This window comes from Rheinheimera sp. 4Y26, assembly GCF_025245835.1.
In the GTDB taxonomy this organism is placed as follows: Bacteria; Pseudomonadota; Gammaproteobacteria; order Enterobacterales; family Alteromonadaceae; genus Pararheinheimera.
Genome location: NZ_JAOBWS010000005.1, coordinates 46,663 through 63,029 on the forward strand (window position 1 = coordinate 46,663; position 16,367 = coordinate 63,029).

General features: G+C 46.9%; 11 protein-coding genes. 6 read left to right on the forward strand and 5 right to left on the reverse strand.

Annotated elements, in window-relative coordinates:
• Nucleotides 1–46: 46 nt before the first annotated feature.
• Nucleotides 47–790, reverse strand: a complete 744-nt coding sequence (locus N3Z11_RS08240) for a YciK family oxidoreductase (RefSeq protein ID WP_260656688.1) — start codon at nucleotides 788–790, stop codon at nucleotides 47–49.
• Nucleotides 791–1,014: 224 nt separating this feature from the next.
• Between N3Z11_RS08240 and N3Z11_RS08245 the strand changes: the two genes are divergently transcribed.
• The 3 genes from N3Z11_RS08245 to N3Z11_RS08255 all read left to right on the forward strand — a co-directional run bounded on the left by N3Z11_RS08245 (nucleotide 1,015) and on the right by N3Z11_RS08255 (nucleotide 5,234).
• A complete protein-coding gene (locus N3Z11_RS08245) occupies nucleotides 1,015–3,423 on the forward strand; it encodes a VolA/Pla-1 family phospholipase (RefSeq protein ID WP_260656689.1) in 2,409 nt (802 codons plus the stop codon).
• A gap of 179 nt (nucleotides 3,424–3,602) precedes the next feature.
• Entirely contained in the window at nucleotides 3,603–4,595 is a 993-nt protein-coding gene (sohB, locus tag N3Z11_RS08250; RefSeq protein WP_260656690.1) for a protease SohB, read from the forward strand.
• Nucleotides 4,596–5,234: a thiopurine S-methyltransferase gene (locus tag N3Z11_RS08255; protein WP_260656691.1), complete on the forward strand. Its 639-nt coding sequence runs from the start codon at nucleotides 4,596–4,598 to the stop codon at nucleotides 5,232–5,234.
• Nucleotides 5,235–5,355: 121 nt separating this feature from the next.
• On the opposite strand, the gene N3Z11_RS08260 is transcribed toward N3Z11_RS08255, so the two are convergent.
• A complete protein-coding gene (locus tag N3Z11_RS08260; protein WP_260656692.1) occupies nucleotides 5,356–6,669 on the reverse strand; it encodes a dicarboxylate/amino acid:cation symporter in 1,314 nt (437 codons plus the stop codon).
• 170 nt (nucleotides 6,670–6,839) lie between these two features.
• Between N3Z11_RS08260 and N3Z11_RS08265 the strand changes: the two genes are divergently transcribed.
• Nucleotides 6,840–9,068 carry an Ig-like domain-containing protein gene (locus N3Z11_RS08265; RefSeq protein WP_260656693.1) on the forward strand — a complete coding sequence of 743 codons (2,229 nt, stop codon included), beginning with the start codon at nucleotides 6,840–6,842 and terminating at the stop codon, nucleotides 9,066–9,068.
• Between the two features lie 129 nt (nucleotides 9,069–9,197).
• Here the strand turns inward: N3Z11_RS08265 and astB are convergent, their stop codons facing one another.
• The gene (gene astB, locus N3Z11_RS08270) at nucleotides 9,198–10,538 is read right to left on the reverse strand and encodes an N-succinylarginine dihydrolase (RefSeq protein WP_260656694.1); all 1,341 of its coding nucleotides are present in this window, start codon (nucleotides 10,536–10,538) and stop codon (nucleotides 9,198–9,200) included.
• A 229-nt stretch (nucleotides 10,539–10,767) separates the two neighbouring features.
• Here astB and topA point away from each other — a divergent pair, with 229 nt between their 5' ends.
• Nucleotides 10,768–13,365 carry a type I DNA topoisomerase gene (gene topA, locus N3Z11_RS08275; protein WP_260656695.1) on the forward strand — a complete coding sequence of 866 codons (2,598 nt, stop codon included), beginning with the start codon at nucleotides 10,768–10,770 and terminating at the stop codon, nucleotides 13,363–13,365.
• 286 nt (nucleotides 13,366–13,651) lie between these two features.
• On the opposite strand, the gene N3Z11_RS08280 is transcribed toward topA, so the two are convergent.
• Complete coding sequence (locus tag N3Z11_RS08280; protein ID WP_260656696.1) at nucleotides 13,652–14,404, reverse strand: hypothetical protein; 753 nt, start codon at nucleotides 14,402–14,404, stop codon at nucleotides 13,652–13,654.
• A gap of 85 nt (nucleotides 14,405–14,489) precedes the next feature.
• Nucleotides 14,490–15,176 (reverse strand): sensor histidine kinase, encoded by a 687-nt coding sequence (locus tag N3Z11_RS08285; RefSeq protein WP_260656697.1) that lies wholly within the window; start codon nucleotides 15,174–15,176, stop codon nucleotides 14,490–14,492.
• 174 nt (nucleotides 15,177–15,350) lie between these two features.
• Here N3Z11_RS08285 and cysB point away from each other — a divergent pair, with 174 nt between their 5' ends.
• Nucleotides 15,351–16,328: an HTH-type transcriptional regulator CysB gene (gene cysB, locus N3Z11_RS08290; protein ID WP_260656698.1), complete on the forward strand. Its 978-nt coding sequence runs from the start codon at nucleotides 15,351–15,353 to the stop codon at nucleotides 16,326–16,328.
• The last annotated feature ends 39 nt before the right edge of the window (nucleotides 16,329–16,367 follow it).

Genomic DNA, 16,367 nt, shown 5'->3' on the forward strand with positions numbered 1-16,367 from the left:
AAAACCGGCTGATGCCGGTTTTTTTATTGGTTAAATTCAAGCTCTGTTATTTAGGCTGGGCATCCAGCGACTGACCATTGACCCCAATACTGGCGTCTGACATCAGATATACATAAAGTGGCATGATGTCGGCCGGGGTTTTTAAGCTCAGCTGATTTTCACCCGGATAAGCCGCTGTGCGCATTTTGGTGCGGGTCGCGCCTGGGTTAATACAGTTGGTTCTGATGTTGCTGCCTTCATATTCATCGGCAATCAGTTGCATCAAACCTTCGGTGCCAAACTTTGAAACGCTGTAAGCGCCCCAATAAGCCCGGCCTTTGCGGCCAACGCCGGACGAGGTAAAAACTAAAGAGGCCTGAGGTGCCAGCGCCATCACAGGTAACAGTGCCTGTGTCATCAGCATGGCGGAGGTCAGATTGACCTGCAGAATTTTCTGCCAGGTATCTAAATCTATATGCTCAAAGGGAGTCAGCACGCCCAGCATGCCGGCGTTGTGTAATACACCATCGAGTTTGCCAAATTCGGCTTTAATGGTGCTGGCCATATCTTGATAATGTTTTTTGCTGGCGCCGTTTAAGTCCAGTGGTACTATGGCCGGCTCCGGACAACCCGCGGCTACAATGCTGTCGTACACAGCCTCAAGCTTTGCGGTTGTTTTTCCCAGTAGAATCACAGTGGCACCGTAGCGGGCGAAGGTAATGGCTGCTTCTTTACCTATGCCGTCACCGGCTCCTGTTACCAGTATTGTCTTGTTGGCCAGCGCTTGTGGAGCTGGCTGAAAATCTTGCATATAAATCAACCTGTAACCTGTTGAAAAATCGGCGCAGCATACTAGTTCTGCTGCGATTTTGCACCTTTCTTCACAGATATTTAGTTTAACCCTAGCGAAATTTTTTTGGTTAGGTTAACTTTAACTGGTCGTAGCTGTTGCTAGTTTACGAGACAGGAATTCAAAAACTAGAGCTTAAAGAAAGCTTTAGCAAAATAATAAAAAATCAGGACAGGGGAGAATATATGAAGAAGCTGTTAATAAGCCTGGCGGTGACCAGCGCGCTCGGGCTGACCGGATGCGGCGATTCACTCAGTGAGTTAAAACAAGAAGCGGTCGATAACGGTACTGTCGTTGTGCCGGTGAGCCGTGTGGTGTTTGACCCTTCAGCCGGTAAAGTATCTGTACCGAACGATTTGTTGTTCCAGGGCACGACAGATGGCACTCTGGTCATGCCGGGTGAAGCCGTCGCTGCGCCCAATTATGCCGACCCACAAACAGCCTTAGGTGCGCTGGATGGCTGGTCAACCCAAAACCCATTTAGTGTAGAACTTGCTTTTGCCGGTGGTGTTTCGTTAGATGCAAGCAGCGCGGCTCGTCCGGATGCGGTGCGTTTGATTGAAGTGCTGATGGGGGACCCGGCTTCAAGCGACCCGAATTGCCGCACAGTGCCTCGTGGTGTGGCCTGTAAAGCTGTGTCTCAGCTGACTTATGGTCAGGATTTTGTGACCAAAGCTGTAGGCAATAATGTTGCTGTTGTTCCGTTAAAACCATTAAAAGCGGCGACGACTTATTTGTTGGTGCTCACCAACAATCTGAAAGACAGTGCCGGTAATGCGGTTGCTCCTTCCACCACTTATGAGCTGGTGAAACAGGACTTAGCAACGTTGCCACTTGGCACAGATTCACAACGTGCATTACAGGGCCTGATTAACAGTTTCGAAAATGCCGCTGCCAGCATGTCAATTGCCAAAGACAGCATTATTTACACCGCAGCTATTACCACCCAATCAACCAGCAATGTACTGGGTACTGTCAAACAACTGATGTTACCAAGTGCATTAAATAACAATACCGCGCCTGTGCTGCAGGTTGCTGACACCGGTTTGCTGGTGTCTCAGGTGGTGAATCCGGATAAAACAATCCCGACTGACCCAAGTAACCAATATTTTATGTTTAATGCGGCCAAGTTATACAGCGGCACCATTAACCTGCCTTATTATTTGGGTGTTTCTACCGCTGACGCGCCAAAAGCAGCTTTATCCACCCGTTGGGTTGGCCGTTGTGACAGCGGCGCTATGTTAGCTGGTTTATCGGCGGCGCAAAAAGCAGCATTGGAAGGGGCTATTACCAGTCCTGCACAAATGCAGAACAATGCGGTTTGTAAAGCTGTCAGTGGCGGCGCTTTAATGGATTTAGGTGTAGATAAACAACGTCACCTGACCAAATTTAACGTGGTGCCGAAAGTAAACTCAGTGCAACAGCTGAAAGTTCAGATGACAGTGCCAAACAGTGCGCTGATTGGCAAAGCCAAGCCGGAAAAAGGCTGGCCTGTAGTGATACTGCAACACGGTATTACCTCCTGTAAAGAAAACATGCTGGCTGTAACTGCCGCTTTATCAGCGCAAGGTTTTGCCACTGTAGCTATTGACCATCCATTACACGGTAGCCGTGGTTTTGACTTAAATGGCGATGGTAAAGATGAAATTAACGCATCAGGCAGCAGCTGTGGTAAGAGCGGTGATGCCACTGTTTATATGAACCTGGCCGACCTGCTGGTTACCCGTGACAACCTGCGTCAGAGTATTGCTGATATGCTGGGTCTGCGTCTGGGCCTGAACTTCACTTCACAGCCAGGTTTACTGGATGGTTCTGATGTCCAGTTTTTAGGTCACTCTTTAGGTGCGATTACCGGTACTTCAATGGTGGCACTGGCAAATGCGCCAACAGGCAATGCCGCTGCAGATTCTCTGTACAAGTTAAAAGCAGCTTCGCTGGCAATGCCAGGCGGTGCTGTGGCCAACTTCCTGCTGGAATCGCCTGCTTTTGGTAATACCATCAAAGCCAGCATTATGCTGAGTTCAGCAACATTGGCTCCGGGCTTTAAAGCTTTTGTTGATGAGCAAAAAGTTTGTGTTGATGCCGCCACTTATGCCGGTTGTTCAGCTGCTTATGTCACTGACTATCTGGCCTATTTAACTAAAAATGGCCAGGTGGCTGCTTTAACTGCGATTAATGCAACGCTGACTCAGTTTGCATTTGCTGCTCAGACGGTGACAGATGCAGGTGACCCAAACAACTACGCTGCGACTTTGGTTGCCGGTAAGACTCCGGTTCACATCATTGAAGTTGTTGGCGATGGTGGTAACTTTAAACCGGATCAGGTGATCCCGAACCAGGCGGTCAACATGCCACTGGGCGGCACTGAACCATTAGCACGACTGTTAGGTGCGCAGACTCTGCCAGCCAAAGCAGGTGTGTATCAAGTGACAGGCACAGCGATTAGCCGTTTCCTGCAAGGTGATCACAGTGCTATTTTGAGTCCGGCAACCAGCCGTGCTGCGACCACTGAAATGCAGACCCAAACAGCATCATTTATGGTGACTCGTGGTGCTGCGTTGCAGGTAACGAATGCGGCAGTGATTAAAGGTTAAGTAAATTTTAGCCTGACGAAAAACCCGGTTCGCCGGGTTTTTTTATTGCCTGCAGTTGGTAACAAAACGGGCAAAACACAGTGTTGTACCGCCTTATACTTTGTCCGCTGGTGACAAAGCTGTACTCTGCTATTTTTGCCGATACAATGCAGGCAAAGATTTTAAAGAAGGATGAGGTTGTGGATTTTCTGCTTGAATACAGTATGTTTTTTCTAAAAGCGCTGACCATAGTACTGGCAATTGGCGCCGTCCTTTTGATGGGCGTGATGGCTGCGGTAAAGCCTGGTAACCGCAAAGGTGAGCTGACTTTTGACAATTTATCTGAAGAACATCAGGCGCTGGTGGAAGATTTACATCAGGGCATGCTGGATAAGAAGGCCTTTAAAAAATGGCAAAAACAACAAAAGGCCGTGGATAGTTCCAGCCAAAGCCGGCTTTTTGTGGTGGATTTTCATGGCAGCATGGACGCACATGAAGTGGAAGCTTTGCGCGAAGAAGTAACAGCCGTACTGGCGATGGCGACCAAAGATGATGAAGTGCTGGTGCGCCTCGAAAGTGGCGGCGGTGTGGTGCATGGTTATGGTCTGGCCGCTTCGCAGCTTGACCGTTTGCGTCAGCAGGAGATCCCGTTAACCGTGGCTGTTGATAAAGTGGCGGCCAGTGGTGGTTATATGATGGCTTGTATCGCTAACAAAATTATTGCGGCACCTTTTGCAATTGTCGGTTCTATTGGTGTGGTCGCGCAGTTGCCGAATTTTCATAAATTATTAAAGAAAAACCATGTTGATGTGGAAATGTTTACCGCCGGCGAATACAAACGCACTGTCACTGTTTTTGGCGAGAACACCGACAAAGGCCGCGCCAAGTTTCAGCATGAGCTGGAAGAAACCCATCTGTTGTTTAAAGATTTTGTGCAAAAACACCGCCCTGTGCTGGATATTGCGCAGGTAGCAACGGGCGAGCACTGGTTTGGTTATCAGGCCTTTGAGTTAAAGCTGGTGGACGAACTGCTGACCAGTGATGACTATGTATTAAAACAAATGCAGCAACGTCAGGTGTTTTTAGTGAAATACCAGCTGAAAAAACGTTTGTCGGAGCGGATGGGGCTGGCTGCAGCTGCAACCATAAATAGCTTATGGCAGCAGGCCAATCGTTTGATGGTGTGGCGTTAAATGGAACCCCAATTCTGGCAGCAGCGCTGGGAGCTCAATGAGCTGGGCTTTCAGCTTGATGCGGCGCATCCTTTGTTATGCGCTCAGCTGGCTGCTATGCCGCAGCAGTCAAAGGTTTTTGTGCCGCTTTGTGGCAAAAGTCCGGATATGCATGCGTTAGCGAGCCGTTATCAGGTGATAGGGGCTGAACTTGCAGAAATTGCCTGCCGTGACTTTTTTGCCGAGGCTGGGCTGACTGCTAGCACCAGTTCATTTGGTTTGCATCAGCTTTGGCAAAGTGGCGTGTATCAGTTGTGGCAAGGTGATTTTTTTGCCCTGCCACTGGAAGCAGTGGCAGGCACAGAGCTGATTTATGACAGAGCGGCGTTAATTGCATTGCCACCGCAGATGCGGCTGCAATATGCCGCTAAGTTACAGCAGCTGTTTCAAAAGGCGAAAATGCTGTTAATCACGCTTGAATACCCGGAAGGTGAAAAACAAGGTCCTCCTTTTGCGGTGTTTGCGGATGAACTGCCGTTATTGTTTCCAAATGCCAGCATTCAGCTCGCCGGTATTCGCAATCTGACAGGGCAGGGCTTTGCCAGGCGTAAGTTTTCGACCAGTCAGCTGGTGGAAAAAAGTTGGTGGATTTGCTGGTAATGGGAGTTTTGTTGGTAAGCGCAACAGAATCCGTACTCACATAGTTTGAAATCGAGAAACATAATAAAAAAACCGGCTTAGCCGGTTTTTTTATTATGTAAAAGTGCGTTGGCCCGGGTTGTTATAACTTGTCGCTTTTACCTGCATCCGGATCATTAAACACATTCATATCCATACATTTTTCACTTTTGCCTACCAGACAGGAAACCATGGCATCGCCTGTAATATTGACTGCAGTGCGGGTCATATCCAGTAAACGGTCTACACCAATAATCAGGGCAATACCTTCCACAGGTAAACCAACCTGTTGTAATACCATGGCCAGCATCACTAAACCCACACCCGGAACACCGGCAGTACCAATTGATGCCAGAGTGGCAGTTAATACCACCAGTACATAATCAGCTGCGGTCAGGTCAATATTGTAAACCTGGGCAATAAACACAGTAGCGACACCCTGCATGATAGCGGTGCCGTCCATGTTAATAGTGGCGCCAAGCGGAATGGTAAAAGAAGCAACCTTGTTATCAATGCCAAGCTTGCCAGTGGTGGTAGCCATATTACTGGCGATAGTGGCGTTACTGCTGGAGGTACTAAATGCAAATAAAGCTGTTTCTTTCATTTTGCGAAAGAACATGATTGGGTTTAAGCCACCAATCAGTTTAATAAAAGCGCCATACACCACTAAACCGTGGAAGAACAACACAAAAAGTACAACCAGGAAATATTTGCCGAGATTGGCCATATCATTCAGTTCAAGGGTGGTGAACAGTTTAGCCATCAGGAAAAACACACCATAAGGTGATAAATGCATCACAATATTCACCAGATGCATCACTACAGTGTTTAAATCTTCAAACATCTGACGTACACGTTGACCTGCTTCACCGCTTAACGCGATGGCAATGCCAAATAACACTGCAAAAATAATAATTTGCAACATTTCACCTTTGGCCATGGCTTCCACCGGGTTACTCGGGAACATGTTAATAAAAACCTGCGCCACTGAAGGTGCTTCTGCCACCTGATAGCTTTGTGCCAACGGCATATTAACGCCAACACCAGGGCTAAAAAGTAATGCAAAAAAGATGGCGATGGCGATGGCGATGGCAGTTGTCAGAATATATAAGCCCATGGATTTTGAACCTATACGGCCAAGGGTGCTGATATCCTTTAACGAGCTGGTACCGCAGATCAAAGAAACCAGTACCAGTGGCACCACCAGCATTTTTAAACTGGCCACAAATATTTGACCACCAACGTGGAAAATACCGTCAACGAACAACGCTTTGATACCAATAGTAAAACCAGCAAGCGAAACTTCTTTTTCCGCCGCGCCGCCCAGGATCCACTGGAAGAAGGAACCCACCAAAACACCCAGCGCCATGGCAATTAAAATCCGGCTGGTCAGATTAAATTTTGTATTTGTAGTCATCAGGGGAGTTGAGTTATAACTGTTGAAAATGGCGGTTAGCCTAACAGTTTCTGCCATAAAAGAAAAATTTACTGAAAATCCGAGAATTAGCGCTGCCGGTTTTTAAATTAATCGGCTAAGATGCAGAATTAACAAAATCTAAATATAAGAAACAGCTAGGGAGAGTTTTCATGCGAAACATCCGGCAACTTCTCGTTGCGTTTTTGATGAGTGCAGTAGTCGCTTGTGGTGGTGGTGGAACCATCGGTGATGATGGTACTACGGTAGTTCCAACTTACAGTTTGGCCGTTGCATTATCCGGTGAGGAAGTCGCCAAAGGTACTGATTTAGTCGTCACTGCAGAGCTTAAATCAAGCAGCAGTGCAGCAGTATCTGGCAAGCTGATTCGGTTTTCGCTTGATGACAGCGCTCTGGCAAGTTTTGACAATGGTGCTGCTACCTCAGTCACAGACGCAAACGGCAAAGCTACCATTGGTTTAAAAGTAGGCACCAAAAGCGGCGCCGGTATTATTACCGCAACTTTTGACAGCGGTTCAGCATCCAGCTCTGCCACTGTAGGTACAGTCAGCTTCAGGTCAAAAGGGGATGGTGGTGTGGTTGATACCACCCCGGTACGTTCCGTATTGTTATCTGCAGACAAACTTGAACTGGGCACAGGCGGTACTGACCGGGTTGAGCTTTTTGCCATTGTTAAAGATGACAACAATATTCTGATGAAAAATGTGCCGGTGCAATTTTCAGCAGACGGTAATGCAGATTTAGAAATTGTCTCCAGCGTTACTGGTGCTGATGGTATTGCCAAAGCTTATTTATCTTCAAAAACAGACTTTTCCAAACGTAGCATTAATGTAACTGCAACAGCAGGTGCTAACCAGGTATCGTCAAAAGCAACGATTAATGTGGTAGGTACTTCGATTGATGTGCTTGCCCCTGCCGCTGTGGTGTTAGGTGGCTCTACTAAACTGACCATCGCTTTATTAGATGCAACAGGAAAAGGCATTAAGAATACCCAGCTTGAAATCAGCTCTAGTCTGGGGAACAGCTTTAGCAACACCACACCAGTGACAGATGCAGCAACAGGCCGTGTTGTAGTTGACTATCAGGCAACCAATGGTGGTAGTGATATCATTACCGTAAGTGCTTTAGGTGTGACCAACAGATTCAGTATTTTTGTTGACCCGGATGCATTTGCGTTTGAACCCGCCAGCAATAATGTGGTGGAAATCCCGTTAAATACAGCGTCTTTACAAGGCATTAAATGGACGCGGAACAATTCACCTTTAGTAGGCAACGATGTTTCTTTTACTACAACTCGTGGTGAAATTGCGGCCGTGCCTGACGACGTCACTCCAGCAGTATTTGAAGGTAAGGTTGCTGTGACCAATAAAACGGATGATGCAGGGAAGTCCCGGGTTGCTGTGCGCTCAGACTATGCGGGCCTGACAAATATCTCAGCGAGCTCAACAACTAATGGCAGCAAAATCTCCACGAATAAATTAGTGGAATTTATAGCAACTGAATCCAATAAAATTGAAGTGCAGGCTTTCCCTGCGCAAATTGGTCCTGGTGAAAAAGCAACAGTACAAGCCATAGTACGGGATGCCAAAAATAACCCGGTAAAAAATCAGGTGATTGCGTTTTCACTGGCCCAGTCCGCCGGTGGCCAGTTAAGCCCGGCGACCAGCACTACTAACTCACAAGGTGTTGCGACAACCGAATTTACTGCAGACAGTAATACGGCTGGCTCTGGCACACCACAAGATCCTTCAGGTTTACGGATTAACGCTGTAGTGGTGTCAAATACGGCAGTAAAAGGGGATACCGGTATTTCCGTGGGCCGCAGAACCTTATTTTTCCGTTTTGGTACTGGCGGTGAAGTTCAGACAATAGGTCCTAATCTCACTTCGGTTCCTTACGCCATCATAGTTACTGATGCATCTGGTAACCCAGTCCCTAATCAGGAGCTTAATGTTGCGGTGACTCCTCGGCAGTATCTGAAAGGAGAAAAGTTGAGGGTTCCGGAAGTTGGTTCTTTCATTCGGTGGGATGTTCAGATTTATGCGACTTGTCCTTCTGAAGATGCAAACAGAAATGGTATTCTGGATGATGGTGAAGACACCAACCTGGACAAGTTAATTACACCTGGTAACGTTGCGACTATAAACCGTACTGTTGTTGCAGATGTTAACGGTATAGCTCAAGTGAATCTGATTTATCCTCGAGAGTATGCTCCATACACTATCGTCGATATTCAAGTGACAGCTACTGCTCAGGGCACCGAGAACATCAGTAGCCGAAGCGTCGCATTAACCAGATTAAATACAGATTACAATAGGGAAGAAAACCCACCTAAACCGAGTCCTTTTGGTATAGGAAATCTTTGTACAAATACAATTTAAAATAAATAAGCCAGCTTTCTTTAAGCTGGCTTATTTCTGATATAAGAGTTCTTGCTTTTGTCAGTGAAATGGATTTAAAAAAGGCTACCTAAGGTAGCCTTTGTCTTTTGCACTTATCACTAATTAAACTTAACGCTGGAACTGATACACCGACCCCAGTTGCAGAATTTGTGTTAGTTCATCCAAAGCAGTGCGTGACTCATTCAGCAGCAACGGATCTGCTAAATCAGCTTCAGAAATTTGATCGCGGTAATGGGTATTGACCCATAGATTCAGGCGGTTAAACAAAGCATCGTTCAGCAGTACATTGGGGTTGACCGCTTGTTTTTCCGCTTCGCTCATGGCGACGCGTAAACGCAGGCAAGCAGGACCACCGCCGTTTCTCATACTTTGTTTTACATCGTAATAATGCACCTGACGGATAGGGGTGCCGCGGCCGGTCAGTTGCTCCAGATAAGCCGACACCTGCGGATGGTCACGACATTCAGTAGGGGCAATAATGGCCATTTCACCTGAAGGCAGCGTAATCACCTGAGTGTTAAATAAATAGGTTTGGATGGCCTGTTGCACTGTCACTTCATGATCCAGCACTTCAATCAGATAAAGTTCTGATTTGTCACCAAATTTACGTTTTACTTCATCCAGTTTCTGCGCGCTGTCAACAAAAGCTTGCTGATGGTAAAACAGCACGTTTTGGTTGCCGACTGCAATAACGTCGTTATGGAACACACCCTGGTCAATCACTTCCGGGCTTTGCTGGATATACACCACTTTGTCATCAGATAAACCGTGTAAGCGGGCTACCGCCTCACAGGCTTCAAAGGTATGACGGGCCGGGAAGTTACGTGGCGCTGGTTTGTTGTAGTCAAAGGCATAACGGCCAAATACAAACAACTCAACGCCGGTTTCACCGTATTCGCTGCATAAGCGGGTATGGTTAGCCGCGCCTTCGTCACCGAAATGGTCATTATCCGGCAAGTGTTGGTGGTGGTGAAAATGGCGTTCATCCGAGAACATCGCCTTTAAAATCCGGCCTGTAGTTTCAGGTTCTAACGAACGGTGAAATTTGTTGGTCAGATTGGCAGGTGTAAAATGAATTTTGCCATCAGCGGTGTCTTTACTGGGGGAGATAGTGGCGGCGTTGGCTGTCCACATGCTGGATGCTGAACAGACGGCACGAAACACTGCCGGTGCCTGTTTGGCGGCTTTAGCAATAACTTCTGCATCTGTGCCGCTAAAACCAAGCCGGCGTAAAGTGTAAACATCAGGCCGCTCTTGTGGCGCCAATACACCCTGCACCATGCCTAAATCGGCCAGAGCTTTCATTTTTTGTAAGCCCTGTAACGCTGCTTGTTTTGGGCTTGAGGTATTTTTTGCGTTGTTAAGCGACGCCACGTTGCCGACAGATAAACCGGCATAGTTATGCGTTGGCCCAACTAAGCCATCAAAGTTTGCTTCAAAGTACTTCATTTTTGCTTTATTCCTTCAGTTGGGAAGGGGCACTGTTTTTATTGTTTTTGCGGCCGTTATTGGATTGCTTCATTTTTTATTTTGCTGATTTAACCAGCAAAATAGCCCTGTAAAGACAGAGTCAACCGAATAATAATGAGTTTATTCACTTGTCACAACTTGAGTTTGCGGATATACGTTAAAAAGACATGTAGAATGCCCACCAAAGTTTAGGGATCTCGGAACAACGATGGCGAAATCACTGGTAATAGTCGAATCACCGGCAAAAGCTAAAACGATTAATAAATATTTAGGTAATGATTTTATTGTAAAAAGTAGTGTGGGCCATATCCGCGATTTGCCTACCAGCAGCAATAAAGACAAAGAAAAAAGCAAAACCGACAAGAAGCTGGAAAAAGCAGAAAAAGAATATCTGGCGCTGGTTGATCGTATGGGTATTGACCCTGAAAACGGCTGGAAAGCCCGTTATGAAATTCTGCCGGGCAAAGAAAAGGTTGTGAAAGAACTCAAAGCCTTAGCCGAAAAAGCCGACACTGTTTATCTGGCAACGGACTTGGACCGCGAAGGAGAAGCTATTGCATGGCATTTGCAACAGATCATCGGCGGTGAAGAGCAAAAATTTAAACGGGTGGTGTTTAACGAGATCACTCAAAATGCCATTAAAAATGCTTTTGTTGAACCAGGTCAGGTGAATGTAGACCGGGTAAACGCCCAGCAAGCCCGCCGGTTTTTAGACCGGGTGGTGGGTTTTATGGTATCCCCGCTGCTCTGGAAAAAAGTGGCCCGTGGTTTATCAGCAGGCCGGGTGCAATCTGTTGCAGTACGGTTAGTGGTTGAGCGAGAACGTGAAATTAAAGCTTTTGTGCCGGAAGAATACTGGACAGTGGATGCACAAACGCTGTCGGCGTCCAAAGCTGCGTTAAACCTCGAAGTGGTGCGGCAAAACGGTAAAACCTTCAGACCGGAAAATAAAGCACAAACTGATGCTGCGGTTGCGCTTTTGCAACGCGCCAGTTATCAGGTGACAGAGCGCGAAGACAAACCGTCCAGCAGCAAACCACAGGCGCCATTTATTACGTCAACCTTGCAGCAGGCCGCCAGTACCAGGCTGGGTTATGGCGTGAAAAAAACCATGATGCTGGCGCAGCGTTTGTACGAAGCCGGTTACATCACTTATATGCGTACCGACTCGACCAACCTGTCGACCGAAGCTGTTGCTGCAGTGCGCGATTTTATTGAACAGCAATTTGGCAAAAAATATCTGCCGCCAGAGCCTTTAAGCTACGGCAGCAAAGCCAATGCTCAGGAAGCGCACGAAGCTATTCGTCCTTCAGATGTGAACATTCAGGCCAGCATGCTGGGGGATATGGAAGCTGACGCCAAAAAGCTGTACGAGCTGATTTGGCGCCAGTTTGTCGCTTGCCAGATGCCAAATGCTTTGTATGATGTCACCAATATTACAGTACAAGCCGGCGACTTTGAGCTTAAAGCCAAAGGCCGGGTATTGCGTTTTGACGGTTGGACCCGGGTGCAACCGGCGCAAAAACGCAAAGATGAAGAAGAAAAAGAATTACCTGATTTAAAAGTGGGTGAGCAGCTGTCGCTGGAACAGTTATTACCTGCGCAGCACTTTACCAAACCGCCGGCCCGTTTTAGCGAAGCCAGTCTGGTTAAGGAACTGGAAAAACGAGGTATTGGTCGTCCTTCCACTTATGCAGCCATTATTTCCACTATTCAGGAACGTGGTTATGTCAAGGTAGAGAACAAAAGGTTCTACGCCGAAAAAATGGGTGAAATAGTGACGGACCGGCTGGTGGAAAACTTCAGCGATCTGATGAACTACGATTTCACCGCCAATATGGAATTAAAACTGGATGATATTGCCCATGGCGAATTGTCCTGGCGTCAGGTGCTGGACCAGTTTTATGGCGATTTTTCCAGAAAGTTAAAAACAGCCGAAGCTGATGTTGAACATGGCGGCATGCGCACCAATCAGTTTGTGTTAACGGACATAGACTGCCCAAGCTGTGGCCGCAAAATGGGGATCCGCACCGCCAGTACAGGCGTGTTTTTAGGCTGTTCCGGTTATAACCTGCCACCCAAAGAACGTTGCACCACCACCATGAATTTAACGCCCGGTGATGAAGCAGTGTTAGTGGCCGACGAAGATGAGCTGGAAACCGAAGTATTGCGGCATAAAAAACGTTGTGCCAAATGTGGTACCGCCATGGATTCTTATCTGCTGGACGAGCAGCGCAAGCTGTATGTGTGTGGTAATAATCCGGGCTGTGATGGTTATCTGGTGGAAAGTGGCGCCTTTAAAATTAAAGGTTACGATGGCCCGCTGATCGAATGTGAAAAATGTGGCTCTGACATGCAGTTAAAGTCGGGGCGTTTTGGTAAGTATTTTGGCTGTACCAACAGCGACTGTAAAAATACCCGCAAACTGCTGAAAAACGGTGAAGCAGCGCCGCCAAAAGAAGATCCGGTACATTTACCTGAGCTGCCTTGTGAAAAGTCAGAAGCCTATTTTGTGCTGCGTGATGGTGCGGCCGGTTTGTTCCTGGCTGCCTCTACTTTCCCGCGCTCACGTGAAACCAGAGCTCCGTTAGTGGCTGAATTACAACGCTTTAAAGACAGATTAGTGCCGAAGTTTTTATATCTGACCCAGGCACCGGCCACAGATCCGGCCGGCAACCCAAGCATAGTGCGCTGGAGCCGCAAGACCAAACAGCAGTATGTGATGTCGGAAAAAGACGGCAAAGCAACAGGCTGGTCTTTATGGTTTAAAGACGGCAAATGGCAGGAAAGTAAAGCGGAAGCTTAAGCTGGCAAAGCACATAACAGCGACTTAAAAACAAAAAAACCACCTCCACAACAGGTGGTTTTTTTATTTGAGCAGCTTTTCTTTTGTGTTGCGAAGAACAGCCATAACGCCTTTTTGCTCAAATTGCCGATCATTTAAAGCAGAAAACGGCCTGCTGAACATCAGGCAGCAATATTCGTGAAAGTGCCGGGCTAACATAAAAAATGCCGCGTTAATTCAAATGAGCAGGGGGCAGAGGTGACGCAGAATAATAGGGCAGGTTTAGATTAAAACCGCCCTATGCTTGTTACCATTTGCGTTTAGGTGCAAATAACACATCGAGGTCGTTATTTTCCGCTTCGGCACGTTTTTGCCGGTCACGCAAATTACCTTCTTTGAGCTCTTCGGCAATTTCTGCTAATAACGAGGTCATTTCATTACGCCGTGCTGTGACATATTCATCAACATGACTGGCGTTGGATAAAGTGATCAGCGCTTTTTCATAACATTGACGTGCAGAACCGAGCATTTCACTGGCGCGGGCCTGATTGCCTCTTTTGATCTGGCTCTCAACATTAATCCGCAGTTGCAGGTTTTCCAGTCGTCTGTCTTCCTGCACCACCACCTGGGTATCAATATTGCCGCGGGCATGCTCAGCCCGCAAAATAGTCCTGAGCTTTTTAATGCCCTGGATCATGCCGATGATTTGTTTGTCGTTATCAGGCAGTGTGATATGTTCGCTGGGTGCTTGCATATTGCTGCCCATCTCTTCAAGCTTTTTTTCGGTGTCGGCCAGACGGCTTTTTAAATCGCGCGAACCTGGTTCCAGCTCCACCATGGCTTTGAGTGTGTAAGCAATACGTTTAAGCAGCATTTGAGAAGTGGCAGGGGTCAGAGGAACGTTTGCCGCGTTTAACAAAATTTCTTCGGTATCTTCCAGCATGCCACGCAACTTTGAGAACTCAGCACGTTTTAATGTAGCCAACCGCTCTTTATGTTGTTGTATGGCGTTCGAGATAACAGCAAAAACCACTAACGCTATTACCAGAACAATGATCATGGTCAAAACCATCTGAACCTCTGACTTGGTTTATCATCCGCATCTTAAACAGAAATTGGCAAAATTACCAATGTTCCGCTGCCCGTCAGGGCAGATACAACCGGAAAACTCCACCGCCAAACTGACCACCGTTGGCTAATTCAATCCGGCCGACCCGCCCTTGATTGCGGTGTGCTTTGGCAATTAAATGTGCAAAAAACAGGCCTAAACCCGTGCGTCCGGCCGATAAATTAAAGTGCATCATACTATTGTCGCTGTTTTCCAGCATATATTGCGGAAAACCTTCACCATCATCATGTAATTCAATACAAAGATAATCATCTACTACGCTGGCTTTGAGTAACAGCTGTGTGGTGCTGTAACGCAACGCATTGACAAACATATCATTAATCAGATTACCGACCAAATCGTTGTCAAAAAACCAACACAGATTGTGACTGGATTCCAGCTGCACCGCGATTTGTTTTTGTTGGCTGTACATCTCATTTTTGATCAGCACTTCTTCCAGTAAATCTTCAACAAAATATTCGTCCAGATGCAGTGGCAGTTGTTCTTTTTCAATACGGTATAACGACAATAACTGCATCAGGTTGCTGTTTAACCGCGAGGCTTCGTAGTGAATGCGTGCCAGTTCCTGACTGGCCGTTTCCGAGTGCGGAGCAAGATCCTGCTGTAATAAATCCATCGACTGGATCAGCATACAGAGTGAGTTTTTCATGTCATGTACGGCTGAAGCCAGCACAGTGGCAAAATCAATATCCGGTTGTTCCACGTTATTTAAAATCCTTCAGTGCTGCTTTGTCAGCATTGTCAGTAAAAAGAACTACTGCTTGGGCAGGTTTTTAGCTACTATTGGTTATACCAAACGCCAAAATTTGATTTGGCAGGAATAATCACATCATCCGCGCATATGGCTAATCATATGTCAATAACGGAAGCCTGACACATGAAATTACAACAGTTACGTTATATTGTCGAAGTGTTAAATCACAATCTTAACGTATCCGCGACAGCGGAAAGTTTGTACACCTCACAACCTGGCATCAGTAAACAAGTGCGGATGCTGGAGGATGAACTGGGTATTCAGGTGTTTGGCCGCAGTGGCAAACATTTAACCCACGTCACACCGGCCGGGCGGGATGTGATTGAAATAGCACAACAAATTCTGGCAAAAGTAGAAAGTATCAAAGCCGTTGCCAAAGAACACACCTTGCCGGATCAAGGTAAACTGAATATTGCCACCACCCATACCCAGGCCCGTTATGCACTGCCGGATGTGATTGGTGGTTTTATCAAGAAGTTTCCGAAAGTGTCGTTGCATATGCATCAGGGCACACCGCAACAAATTTCTGAAGCAGCGTCGCGTGGTGATGCTGACTTTGCCATTGCTACCGAAGCCATGCATTTGTTTTCTGATTTAGTGATGTTGCCTTGTTATCACTGGAACCGCAGTGTGATAGTGCGTCATGATCACCCGCTGGCGCAGCTGGATCACCGCATCGAAATTGAAGATGTGGCCAAACACCCGATAGTGACTTATGTATTTGGTTTTACCGGCCGTTCTGAGCTGGACCGCGCTTTTGGCGAAAAAGGCCTGGAGCCGAAAATTGTGTTTACCGCCACCGATGCCGACGTGATTAAAACCTATGTACGTCTGGGATTAGGTGTGGGTGTGATTGCGTCGATGGCGATGGATAAGGAGCTGGATAAAGATTTAGTGTCGATAGATGCCAGCCATTTATTTGCGGCCTCCACCACCAAAATCGGCTTTCGCAAAGGTTCATTCCTGCGTACTTATATGTATGATTTTATTGAACGTTTTGCACCTCACCTGACCAAGGAAGTGGTGGAAAAAGCCAATATGCTGCGAAATCAGGAAGAGATTGACCGGATGTTTGCCAAAATTGAATTGCCGGTTCGTTAAGCTGTTTTGCTGATAAAAAAAGACCGCCGCAGCGGTCTT